Below are 11,897 nucleotides of genomic sequence, written 5' to 3'. Positions count from 1 at the left end.
CAACTGGCTTTGTTCGTTCGGGAAGGCGGTCGCAACGGTGCGGACCTGGGACTCTTCGGCCGATGTGGTGGTCGTCGGATACGGCGGCGCGGGTGTCGCGGCGGCATTGGCCGCGCGGGAATCCGGGGCGGACGTGCTCGCGCTGGACCGGTATCTCGGCGGCGGAGCGACCGCACTGTCCGGCGGGATCGTCTACGCGGGCGGCGGCACCTGGGTGCAACGGGCGGCCGGGGTCGAGGACGACACCGAGAACATGCTGGCCTACCTGCGGGCCGAGGTCGGCGACACGGTGAGCGAGCGGACGCTGCGGCGGTTCTGCGAGGAATCACCGGCCATGATCGACTGGCTGACCCGGCACGGGGTGCCGTTCCAGCCGTCGCTGTGCCCGTTCAAGACCTCCTACCCGACCGACGACTACTACCTCTACTACTCGGGCAGCGAAAACTCCGGCGGCTTCCGGGAATTGGCGACGCCGCGACAGCGGGGACATCGCGCGCACGGGCGCGGGGTGTCCGGCAAGAAGCTCTTCGGGCCGCTCGCCGCGTCCGCCGCACAGCACGGCGTGCGGGTGCAGATCGGTACCCACGCAACACGACTCATTGTCGAGGACGGACGGGTGACCGGCGTCGAGGCCACCACGATCAGTCGTGCGCCCCTCGCGGTCCAGCGGCGGTTCGCCGCGCTGTCGAAGATCTCGGCGAAACCCGGTGTGTACCACCAGGGTTTGCGCAATGCCGTGCAGGCGCTGCTGGCCCGCATCGAACGCCGCTACGGTGCGCCGGTGCGGATCCAGGCCCGCTCGGGCGTCATTCTCACCACCGGCGGGTTCATCGCCAACGGCGAGATGGTGAAACAGCATGCGCCCGAGTACCCGTGGGCCGAGGGGTTGCCGCTGGGTACCGCCGGTGACGACGGCAGCGGGATCGCCATGGCGCAAGCGCTGGGCGCCGCGACCGGCCGCATGGACGTGCTGTCCACCTGGCGGTTCATCGCCCCGCCGAGCGCGTTCTTCGGCTCGATCGCGGTGGATGCCAACGGAAATCGCATGATCGACGAGTCCCGCTACGGCGCGGCGCTGGGCCAGGCCATCGCCGCCGCCCCGGGCCACCGGGCCTGGCTGCTCATCGATGCCGGGCTAGCCGCCGAGGCCCGCCGCCAACTGGGCAAGCAGTCGGTGTGGTTCCAGCGCATGCAGGCCGAACGGCTCCTGCGCATGGGCAGCACGTCCGGTCGGACCGTCGAAGAGGTGGCCGCCCGCGCGGGCATCGAACCGGCCGCCCTCCGCAAAACCGTGGACGCCCACAACCGCGCCATCGAACACAACCTCCCCGACCCGATGGGCAAACCCGACGATCTGCGCCGCCCCCTGCACTCGGGCCCCTTTGCCCTGCTGGACATCTCGTTCACATCCCACCTCACCTACCCCATGCCCATGCTCACCCTCGGCGGCCTCCTGGTCGACGAGGAAACCGGCGCGGTCCGCACCGAATCCGGCTCCCCCATCCCCGGCCTCTTCGCCGCCGGCCGAGCCGCCGTCGGGATCTGTTCCAACTCCTACGTCAGCGGCCTCTCCCTCGCCGACTGCGTCTACTCCGGCCGCCGCGCAGGCACCCACGCCGTGGAGCTGGCCGCCACCCACTGACGGTTTGATCTTCGGCGCGGCCGCCCGGGATCGGCCGGGCGGTGCGCGGGATCGGGGCGCGTACCGCCTACGCTGCGAGGATGGCCGATGACGATGTCACGACCGACGCGCTGGGGCCCTCGCCGTGGGGGTCGAGACTGCTGGGTCCGGCCGAGGAGAAGGCCGGGATGCAGCGGGTGCGGGTGCAGGTGCTGCTCACCGTCGGGTTGACGGTGGCGAATCTGACGGGGATGGCGGTGGCGATCGCGTTGATCGCGTTCGTGCTGCCCGGGCCGCCGATCCTCACCCGGCAGCTGGTGCTGCTGAATTTCGTGGCCGCGCCGGTGTACTCCGTCGCAGCGCTGGTGGGTGGACTGTGGTGGGGCACGGCCTACGGGTTGGGGACCTTGCGCTGGTCGCGCGAACCCGATCAGGTGCCGACCTCGGACGAGCGGGCGGCTGCGGGCGCGCTGCCGCGCCAACTGGTGTTCTCCCAGGCACTGCTGTGGCTCGGCGGGCTGGCGGTGTTGACCCCCCTGTACGCGTTCGTGGATCCGGCGCTGGCGCCGAAAATCCTGCTGGGTTTCGGGTTCAGCGCAATCGTGGTGTGCGCCAACAGCTATCTGATCACCGAGTTCGCGCTGCGGCCCATCACCGCCCGGGTACTGGATGCCGCCACCTCCCGGCAGCGCCGTGGGCTGGGCGTTTTCGGCCGCACGGTGGTGGTGTGGGTGCTCGGCACGGGAGTGCCGGTGGCGCTGCTCATGTCGGTGGCGGTGCTGGTCCTGGCCGGTTGGCACGCCAGCAGCGAACGCCTGGCGGTGGTGGTGCTGGCGCTGGGCGGGGCGACATTGTTCTTCGGTCTGCTGCTCATGGTGTTCACGCTGTCGGCGGCGGTGGCGCCGATCCGCGCGGTGCGCACCGCCATGCGCCGGGTCGAGGACGGCGATCTCCGGGTGGCCGTCACCGTCTACGACGGCACCGAATTGGGGGAATTGCAAAGCGGTTTCAACCACATGGTGGCGGGACTGCGGGAACGCGAGAAGATGCGCGATCTGTTCGGCCGTCATGTCGGGCACGACGTCGCCGAGGTGGCATTGACCCGCGATCCCGAATTGGGCGGTACCGAAACCGAAGCCGCCGCACTGTTCATCGACATCATCGGTTCCACCACCTTGACCGCGACCCGCCCTGCCGCCGAAGTCGTCGCCATTCTCAATGATTTCTTCACCATCGTGGTCGACGAGGTAGAACGCTGCGGCGGCCTGCTCAACAAATTCGAGGGCGATGCCGCGCTCGCCGTATTCGGCGCTCCCGCACCGCATTCCGATGCCGCGGGCGCAGCGCTGGCGGCGGCCCGCAATATTCGCCGCCGATTGTCCTCGGCGGCCATCGAATTCGACGCGGGCATCGGCGTGGCGTCGGGCCGGGTGATCGCGGGCAATGTCGGATCGGATCGCCGTTACGAATTCACCGTCATCGGCGACGCCGTCAATGAGGCCGCCCGGCTGTGCGAATTGGCGAAGAACGACGAACTGCGGGTCCTGACCTCGGCGACCACCATTGCCGCGGCCGCCACGCGTGAGCAGATGCATTGGCGGCTGGGTGAATCGGTGACATTGCGCGGCCGCACCCGGCCCACCCGATTGGCGCGGCCGGGCCCCGCGGAACGCAGAAATGGTCGGGGCGAGCGAGCCGATTCTGTAGGAAAATACGAGTAGGGCCGGCAGCCACGCCGACCCGGCTGGACAATCGAACAATCTGCTGCGGGACAGGTATTTCCTGCGCCATTATTCGGGTCGTGGTCACGGCCTCCCGGTCGTTGTTCACGCGTTCCAGGAGGCTTCTCATGCAAATGCGCTTTTCGCGCCCCTCCCGCAGACCCGAGATCGGCGACGTCGCGCCGACCGGTCCGACACCACGGCATCCCGTCGACGAAATCCCCAAGCCGCCACGCCTGGCCCTGCTGGGCCTGCAGCACCTGGCGATCATGTACGCCGGTGCGGTCGCGGTGCCACTGCTCGTCGGCGGGGCGCTGAAACTCTCGCCCCACACCATCGGTCTACTGGTCAATGCCGACCTGCTGGTTTCCGGCATTGTCACCATCATTCAGTCGGTCGGTATCGGCCGGATCCTCGGTGTCCGACTACCCGTGGTGGCGGGCGCGACCTTCACCGTGGTCTCGCCGATGATCCTGATCGCGCAGGAATTCGGCGGCGGTGAGGCCGGACTGCCCACGGTGTACGGCGCGATCCTCGTATCCGGCGTGTTCGGTCTGATCATCGCGCGCTTCTTCGCCAAGGTGGTGCGGTTCTTCCCGCCGCTGGTGTCGGGCTGCGTGATCTGCGTGATCGGGTTGTCGCTGATCGGCGCGGACGCCGGGCTGATCGCCGGGGACGACCCGAAATCCGCCGACTACGGCCAGATCTCACACATCGGCCTGGCCGGACTGGTGATCGCGCTGATCGTGGTGATCCACCGATTCACTCGCGGGCTGGTCAGCCAGCTGGCCGTGCTGCTCAGCATGGCCATCGGCACGCTGGTGGCCTGGCCCATGCACCTGGTCGACATGTCGAATGTCGGGCCGTCCGCGTGGTTCGGCATCTCCAAGCCGTTCATCTTCGGCGCGCCCCAATTCCATATCGGCGCAATCATTTCCATGTGCGTGGTCATGCTGGTGACCTTCACCGAGTCCACCGCCGACATGGTCGCCGTCGCGGAGATGGTCGACAAGGAACTGGAACCCGGCGATCTGGGGCGCGGCCTGGCCGCCGACGGCCTGTCCGCGGTGCTGGCCGGATTCATGAACTCCTTCCCCGACACCGCCTTCGCCGAGAACGTCGGCCTGGTGGGTTTGACGGGTGTGCGCAGCCGCTATGTGGTCGCGGCCTGTGGCGGCATGCTGGTGGCACTGGGCCTGGTGCCCAAGGTCGGCAGTGTCGTTGCCGCGCTGCCGGGTCCGGTGGTCGGCGGCGCGGCCACGGTCATGTTCGCCATGGTGACCGCGGTCGGGCTGCGGGTGCTGCACAAGGTCCAGTTCGAGGGCACCAGCAACATGCTGATCATCGCGGTCACGCTGTCGGTGGCGCTGCTGCCCGCGGTGGCCCCGAACATCTACACCAAGTTCCCGACCAACTTCCAGATGATCGCGAGCAGTCCGATCACCTCGGCGGTGATCGTGGTGTTCGTGCTGAATCTGGTGTTCAACCACTGGGGTGCGGGCAAGCGAAAGGACATCGAGGAAGTCGCGGCCGCGCCGCACTGATCCGCACGCGGTTCCCATTGACTGGGGCATGCTGTCTCACTACTTTTAGTGGGACAGCATGTCTCATAGTCGTTCGGCAAGGGAGCCGCGATATGACCGATTCCGCCAAGAAGCTGTATCCGCCCAAGTGGGCCCCGACCTTCATCCGCTGGCACGAGACCCCGGTCGGCTGGTGGCAATCCTGGCGACTCGCCCTCGGCGTGCTTCCCCGGGTCCGCGATCACACGCTCCTGGATTACGCGGCGGCCCTGCCCGGCGCGGACGATGTGATCGTCGCCCGCGTCCCCTTCGCCAAGTTCGTCGTGGTGCGCAGCCCCGAACTGGTCCGGCACGTGCTGGTCACCAATCAGAACAACTACTCCAAGAGCCCCGAATACAACATGCTCGCGGTGGCCTTCGGGCGCGGGCTCGTCACCGACTTCGACGAGCAACAGTGGCAACGCAATCGGCGACTGGTGCAGCCGATCTTCGCCAAGCGCAATGTGGATGGCTTCGCGCCGGTGATGGTGGCGGCCGCCCAGGACGCGGTCGCCCGGATCCGGACCCTGGCGGCCGCCGACGGCACCGTCGATGTGGGCGCCGAAATGAACCGGCTCACCCTGGATGTCACCTCGCGCACCATGTTCGGCACCGATATCACCGGGCCCATGTCCGAGGTGGTGCTGGCGCGGCTGCTGCGGTTCTTCGGGCGCGGGTTCATGACCAATCTGAGCCATCCGCTTTATCACGCGTCCACCTGGTTCCTGCGGCGGCGCGGGCACGGTGATGCCGCCAATTCCCGTCTGCCCCTGCGCATCATGCGGTCGGCGGGCTGGGGGATCGAGCCGCGCGCCATGCGGGATCTGCGCCATGCCGAGCAGGTGGTGGACGGGCTCATCGCCGACCATCGCAGCGGGCGGATCGCGCGCGGCGACAATCTGCTGTCACTGCTGATGGACGCCGAGGACCCCGAGACCGGCTACCGCTACAGCGATCAGGAGATCCACGACGAGCTGATGACCTTCATCGGTGCCGGAATGGAAACCACCGCAACGGCTTTGAGCTGGGTGTGGCAGCTCCTCTCCGAAAATCCGGACGCCCGTGAGCGATTGCGGCAGGAGGTGCGCACGGTGCTGGGCGACCGGCCCGCGACCGCCGCCGATCTCGAGCAGCTGCCGTGGACCCAGGCCGTCGTCGCCGAGACCATGCGGCTGTTGCCGCCGGTGATCGGATTGGCCAGGACCGCACGCGATCACGACGATCTGGGCGGGTATCGGATCGAGCCCGGCACGACGGTCGCCGTCATCCTGCACGCACTGCATCACCATCGACGCATCTGGGAGCGGCCCGAGGAGTTCGATCCGAGCCGGTTCCTGCCGGAAAACCTGGCCCGCGAGCAGAAGCGGGCCGCCATCCCGTTCGGTGCGGGCAAACGCATGTGCGTGGCCTCGGGTTTCGCGAGCATGGAGGCGAGCCTGGTGGTCGCGACCTTCGCCCAGCACCTGGAGTTCGACGCGGTCTCCCCCGTGCGGGTGCGCCGCCAGATCTCCTTCACCGGCGGACCCGACGGTCCCCTGCCCATGCGGCCGTATAGTCGAATCCCGTGAAACCGCCGCCGCATCTGCGCCCGCACCGCAGGCGTTCGGGCGGTCAACGATGGGATGAGCACAACACCGCGCGCCGCACCGCCATTCTCGAGGCGGCGCTGGCCCTCATCGAGGAGCACGCGCCCGGCGCGGAGATCTCCACCCAGCAGATCGCGGACCGGGCGGGCCTGGCGCGCTCGGTTGTCTACCGCCAGTTCCAGAATCGCGAGGATCTGGACGCCCGCGCCCGCGAATTCGTCTTCGACGGCTACCTGACCGAATTCGAGGGGATCCTGGTCCTGGACCCCGCGAAAACGGCCGAGGACATCATCTTCGACGTCATGCTCACCGTGGTGCGCTGGACCACCGACCACCCCAACCTCTATCACTTCGCCCAGCTCGGCCCGCTGCCCGGCCATCCCACGGCTGACACCCTGACCACCTTCCGCCAGCGCGTCGCAGATACGCTCTGGCACCGATTCGCCTCGTGGACAGCGGTTCTCGGCATCGACGTCACCCCCTTCCACCCGATGATCTACGGTGTGGTCGGCATGGTCGAAGGCGTGATCTCCCAATACCTCACTGCGACAGGCGATTCCCCCCGCCCCGATCAGGAGGCCCTGGCCCGCCTGCTGACGTCCTCCACCTGGTATCTCTTCGACGGCCATGCCCGCGACCTCGGCTACACCTTCGACCGCGCCTCCACCGTCGCCACCACGCTCGGCGCACTCTTCGCCACCGCCGCCGATCGCTCCGGGTCCGGGATTTCCTCCGATTCGGACTGACGGGCATAGCGCTGGGCCAAGGCGGCGCAGGTGAACAGCTGGATCTGATGGAAGAGCATGAGGGGCAACACGATCAGGCCGATCGGGTGGCCGGCGAACAGGACCGAGGCCATGGGGAGGCCGGTGGCCAAGCTCTTCTTGGAACCGCAGAAGGTCACGACGATGCGATCGGCGCGGGAGAAGCCCAGCAGGCGGCTGCCCAGGGAGGTCAGGGTGAGGACCAAGGCCAGCAGGGCGGCGCACACCAGGGCGGTGGAGATCAGGGTGCGGGCCGACAGCCCGTGCCAGATGCCTTCTGTCACACCGGCACTGAACGCGGAGTAGACGACCAGGTAGACCGAGCCGCGGTCCACCGTCTTGGTGGCGGCCGGGTGGCCGAGGATCCAGCCGAGGTAGGGGCGCAGCAGCTGTCCGGCCAGGAACGGCAGCAGCAACTGCACCACGATCGACAGCACCGCCGAGGGCGAGATGTGCACGCCCGCAGTGGTACTCATGCACGCCATCACCAGCAGCGGGGTGGCGAAGACGCCGATCAGGTTGGACAGCGAGGCGCTGACCACCGCGCCCGCCACATTGCCGCGGGCCAGCGCGGTGAAGGCGATGGAGGACTGCACGGTCGAGGGGACCAGGCACAGGAACAGGACGCCGGTGTAGAGGTCGGGGGTGAGCACCGACGGCACCAGCAGGCGCAGGGCCAGGCCCAGCAGCGGGAAGAGCACGAAGGTGGCGGTCAGCACCGAGGCGTGCAATCGCCAGTGGCGCAGTCCGGCCAGCGCCTCGCGGGGTTCCAGGCGGGCGCCGTAGAGCAGGAACAGCACCGCGATGGCGATCTTGACGGCCCAGTCCAGCACGTCGGCCGCGGTCCCGCGCGCGGGCAGCAGGGCGGCCAGCGCCACGGTGGCGAGGATGCCCAGCATGAACGAGTCGATCCGGAATTTGGCGAGGAGCTGCACTCTTTCGACGGTAGGATCCGGGCATCGATCGCGATAGTCGTTCGATCCGTTATCTCTGATCGCGAAGCGTGATAATTACTCCATGTTCGAACCCGAGCTGCTACGTACTTTCCTCGCCGTCGAGCAGGCCGGTGGCTTCACCGCCGCGGGCCGGCAACTGGGTCTGCGGCAATCCACGGTGAGCGGTCATATCGCCCGCCTCGAACAGGCCGCCGGTCGCGAACTGTTCCGCCGCGACACCCGCAATCTGGCGCTGACGGCCGACGGCGCGGCCATGATCGGTTTCGCCCGTGCCATCCTCGACGCGCAGGCCCAGGCGCAGGCCTACTTCTCCGGGTCCACCCTCACCGGCCTGGTCCGTCTCGGCGCGTCCGACGATGTAATGGCCAGTGAGCTGCCGGACATCCTGAGGGAGTTCCAGCACTCGCATCCCGGCGTGGATCTGGAACTCACCGTCGGCCTGAGCGAGACGCTCAAGTCCCGCATGGCCGCGGGCGAACTGGACCTGGTCTTCGGCAAGCGGCTGCCCGGCGAGCGGCACGGCACCCTGCTGTGGCGGGATCGGCTGGTGTGGGCGGGCCGTTCGGCCACAACGGAATTCGACGATCCAGTGCCGTTCGTCACCTACCCGAAGCCGAGCCTGACCCGGCAGCTGGCCTTGCGCGCGCTCAAGCACGCGGGCCGCACCTGCCGGGTCACCTGTGTCAGCGACAGCCTGCTCGGGCTGCGAGCGGCCGCGCTGGCCGGGCTCGGCGTCATCGTGCACGCGGAAGGCGTGCTGCCCGAGGGGCTGGTGCCGCTCACCGACCCGCGGCTGCCCGAGTTGGGGGATCTCGACTTCGTCCTGATGCACCGCCGCACCCGCCTGTCGGACCCGCAGCAGGCGCTGGCCGATGCCATCGGCACCAATGCCCGCCGCCTAATAGGCGCTGCCGCTGGAGGCGTCCTCTAGCCGCGCACGGCCGGAGCGAATGCGTAGGTATCGCCTATCAGTCCAGACCACGCGGTCGGGCATGTGACCGGAGTGCCCGCCGGGAGCGGTAGGGTGCTTGAAAATCCGACGTCGCGCCTCGGGGTGCGCGGGTCGAGCGGCAAGGCGGGCGGGCTGAAGCGTTCGTGTTCAGCGTCTATCGAGCTCTGCAGGGTGTTTCACACATCTGAGGTGGGTTTGGTGTTGATCGGTGCAAGAACGAAAGATCGTGTGGCCGTTGCGGATTCCCGCACGATAGAACCGGCGCGCGATGCCAGGACCTGGTGGGTGCTGGGTTTCGGCGCGGTGCTGTCGCTGGTCCTGATCTTCCTGACGGTGGATCCGTGGCTCGACGAGGTGGGGTTCCTGGCGGGCGGCTTCGACGTCCACGTCTATCGCGACGGCGCGTGGAAGATCTATCACGAGCACCCGCTCTATACCGAGACGACGCATCGCGGACTGTCCTACACCTACACACCGTTCTCCACGCTGGTCTTCCTGCCGATCCTGGCGGTGCCGTGGGCCATGGTCACGAATTCCTGGCTGGCACTGAACATTTGCGTGCTCTACGGGTGCGTGCTGTTGTGTTGGCGGGTCCTCGGCTACCGGCTCACCTGTCGGCTGGCCGGGCTCAGCGCGCTGCTGACGGCGACCTGCATGTTCCTGGAGCCGGTCCGCACGACGCTGTACTACGGGCAGATCAATCTGGTGCTGATGGCGTTGATCCTGTGGGATTTCGCGCGCCCGGAACGCAGCCGATTGCGCGGTATCGGTGTCGGATTGGCCGCGGGCATCAAGCTGGTGCCGCTGTATTTCGTGGCCCAGTTCCTGGTGCTGCGACAGTGGCGGGCAGCCGTGACGGCGTCGTCGGTCTTCGTGCTGACCATCCTGATCGCCGGTGCGGTCCTACCGTCGGATTCCAAGCAGTACTGGACCAAGACGTTCTTCGAGTCCGACCGGATCGCCCCGGATACCCAGCCCGCCAACCAATCCCTGCGCGGGGCGATCGCGCATCTCACGGGTCATCAAGTGCCACAATGGTTGTGGCTGCTTATCGCGGTGCCGGTTGCGGCCGGCGGGCTGCTGCTCGCCGCGGCCCTGTACAACCGCGGCGAGAAGCTGCTCACCGTCACCCTCGCGGGCTTGACCTCGTGCGCGGTCTCGCCGTTCTCCTGGAACCACCACTGGGTCTGGTTCCTGCCGCTGTTCGTGTATCTGGTCCATCGCGCGCAAGCCGATCCGCGCTGGTGGTCGGCCGCCGGTTTCCTGTATCTGGCCACCGGCGCGTGGGCGTATCACTGGACCGACACCTGGGTGGTGGTGGGCTGGTTCCTGTTCCCGCCGTCCTGGCCGATCTCGCAGATCCTGTTGAACTGCTACGTGATCGTGTACGCGATCATCGTGGGCTGCGTGGTCTACCGGCTGCGACGAGCACGAGCGGTCAGTACGGCATAGCCCGATTCGCCTGCGCCCAGGCCTTTTCGGCGTCGCTGCCCTCGCCCGGCGGCCACAGCCCAGCGATCATCCATTGATCGCGCGGCGTGTCCTCGACATGGAATTCCATGTGCAGGCCGCGGTCGTGCGTATACGGACGCATGACGCCGTCGAGATGCTCGGTCATGCGTTTGCGCCGCCCCGCATCGTCGAGGTGGCGGGCGAGGTGTTTGACGACGACACGGACGATGTCGCCGGATGGCTTGCCGCCCACGAAGACCGAGGTCGCGGGCATCTCGTGGAACTGCACCACCACGTAGAACGCGGGCAGGCCGAAGCGGGTGTAGATCTCGGTGATATCGGCCGCGAAATCCTGCTTGTCCTGCTCGGTGTAGGTATCGACGGGATGGTAGATGTGCCACAGCGGCATGAGAGTGTCTCCGTCTCTTCGAGTATCAGCGTTCAGCGCCCGATGCGGATGGTGAGGTTCTCGACGGGCCCCGACAGCGCCGCCTTCACGTGCCGCGTCAGGTCGTCGACGAGAACCTCGTTCTCACCCTTCTCCAGCCCGTCGAGGACGGCGGTGGCAACCTGTGCGGGACTGACCTTTTCGGCGGTGATGGCCTTGACCATGTCGGTGTCGGCGAAGCCGAGGTGCACGCCGACCACCTGCGTGCCCTGCCCGGCCAGCTCCGTGCGCAGCGAGTTGGTGAGCGACCAGAACGCCGCCTTGGACGCGCCGTAGGCTCCGCCACCGGCGATCCACGAGAGCACCGAGTGGATATCCACCAGTGCCCCACCGCCGTTCGCGGCCAGGACGGGCGCGAAGGTCTGCGCGATGCGCAGCGGGCCGATCACATTGGTCTCGAAAGTGGCTCGCACATGGTCGATATCGGCCGTCAGCAGCGGTGACGGGTAGAGCACGCCCGCATTGTTGATCACGATGCCGACATCGGTGGCGCGCGCCGCGACCGCCGCGATGGACTCCGGATCGGTGACCTCCAGCGCCAGCGGCACCACGCGCGGGTCCTCGCTCGGCTCCGGATTGCGCGCCGTGGCGTAGACCTTGCTCGCGCCGCGCCGCAGCAGTTCGTCCACGAATGCCCGCCCGAGTCCGCGCTGTCCGCCGGTGACCAGGGCTACCGCGCCGTCGATATCGGTCATGTCGATGCCTCCCAGTTTTTAGATTATGAGCATCATCTATCGATTAGATTATGAGCATCATCTAAGCTGGGAGGCAAGCCCCGAAAGGAGTCTCAATGATGCTGTCAAGCCGCTCGGGCGGTTGTGGTCGGCTTAGTGGG

The 11,897-nt window shown here is 67.6% G+C and carries 10 protein-coding genes; 7 read left to right on the top strand and 3 right to left on the bottom strand.

Going from position 1 to position 11,897, the window contains the following annotated elements; genetic code table 11:
* Window positions 1-37 precede the first annotated feature (37 nt).
* From ACYVN4_RS27950 to ACYVN4_RS27930, 5 genes are all read left to right on the top strand, one after another.
* Window positions 38-1,642, top strand: a complete 1,605-nt coding sequence (locus ACYVN4_RS27950) for an FAD-binding protein (RefSeq protein WP_460724994.1) — start codon at window positions 38-40, stop codon at window positions 1,640-1,642.
* A gap of 80 nt (window positions 1,643-1,722) precedes the next feature.
* Window positions 1,723-3,342 (top strand): adenylate/guanylate cyclase domain-containing protein, encoded by a 1,620-nt coding sequence (locus ACYVN4_RS27945; protein WP_460724993.1) that lies wholly within the window; start codon window positions 1,723-1,725, stop codon window positions 3,340-3,342.
* Between the two features lie 128 nt (window positions 3,343-3,470).
* Window positions 3,471-4,886 (top strand): nucleobase:cation symporter-2 family protein, encoded by a 1,416-nt coding sequence (locus ACYVN4_RS27940; protein WP_460724992.1) that lies wholly within the window; start codon window positions 3,471-3,473, stop codon window positions 4,884-4,886.
* A gap of 92 nt (window positions 4,887-4,978) precedes the next feature.
* The gene (locus ACYVN4_RS27935; RefSeq protein WP_460724991.1) at window positions 4,979-6,472 is read left to right on the top strand and encodes a cytochrome P450; all 1,494 of its coding nucleotides are present in this window, start codon (window positions 4,979-4,981) and stop codon (window positions 6,470-6,472) included.
* Window positions 6,469-7,236 carry a TetR/AcrR family transcriptional regulator gene (locus ACYVN4_RS27930; protein WP_460724990.1) on the top strand — a complete coding sequence of 256 codons (768 nt, stop codon included), beginning with the start codon at window positions 6,469-6,471 and terminating at the stop codon, window positions 7,234-7,236. Before ACYVN4_RS27935 ends, ACYVN4_RS27930 begins: the two co-directional genes overlap by 4 nt.
* Here the strand turns inward: ACYVN4_RS27930 and ACYVN4_RS27925 are convergent.
* Window positions 7,134-8,189: a bile acid:sodium symporter family protein gene (locus ACYVN4_RS27925; RefSeq protein WP_460724989.1), complete on the bottom strand. Its 1,056-nt coding sequence runs from the start codon at window positions 8,187-8,189 to the stop codon at window positions 7,134-7,136. The genes ACYVN4_RS27930 and ACYVN4_RS27925 overlap by 103 nt on opposite strands.
* Window positions 8,190-8,271: 82 nt before the next feature.
* Here ACYVN4_RS27925 and ACYVN4_RS27920 point away from each other — a divergent pair, with 82 nt between their 5' ends.
* Both ACYVN4_RS27920 and ACYVN4_RS27915 read left to right on the top strand, forming a co-directional pair.
* The gene (locus ACYVN4_RS27920; protein ID WP_460724988.1) at window positions 8,272-9,141 is read left to right on the top strand and encodes a LysR family transcriptional regulator; all 870 of its coding nucleotides are present in this window, start codon (window positions 8,272-8,274) and stop codon (window positions 9,139-9,141) included.
* Between the two features lie 249 nt (window positions 9,142-9,390).
* On the top strand, window positions 9,391-10,614 hold the full coding sequence (locus ACYVN4_RS27915; protein WP_460724987.1) for a glycosyltransferase 87 family protein: 1,224 nt from the start codon (window positions 9,391-9,393) through the stop codon (window positions 10,612-10,614).
* Here ACYVN4_RS27915 and ACYVN4_RS27910 read toward each other — a convergent pair.
* Both ACYVN4_RS27910 and ACYVN4_RS27905 read right to left on the bottom strand, forming a co-directional pair.
* The gene (locus ACYVN4_RS27910) at window positions 10,601-11,023 is read right to left on the bottom strand and encodes a tautomerase family protein (RefSeq protein WP_460724986.1); all 423 of its coding nucleotides are present in this window, start codon (window positions 11,021-11,023) and stop codon (window positions 10,601-10,603) included. The genes ACYVN4_RS27915 and ACYVN4_RS27910 overlap by 14 nt on opposite strands.
* A gap of 32 nt (window positions 11,024-11,055) precedes the next feature.
* Window positions 11,056-11,757, bottom strand: a complete 702-nt coding sequence (locus tag ACYVN4_RS27905) for an SDR family oxidoreductase (RefSeq protein ID WP_460724985.1) — start codon at window positions 11,755-11,757, stop codon at window positions 11,056-11,058.
* Window positions 11,758-11,897: the final 140 nt, after the last annotated feature.

The sequence above is a fragment of the Nocardia heshunensis genome (assembly GCF_054782115.1).
The sequence above is the reverse complement of the archived record's forward strand: the minus strand, read 5'-3'. Positions and strand labels throughout refer to the sequence as shown.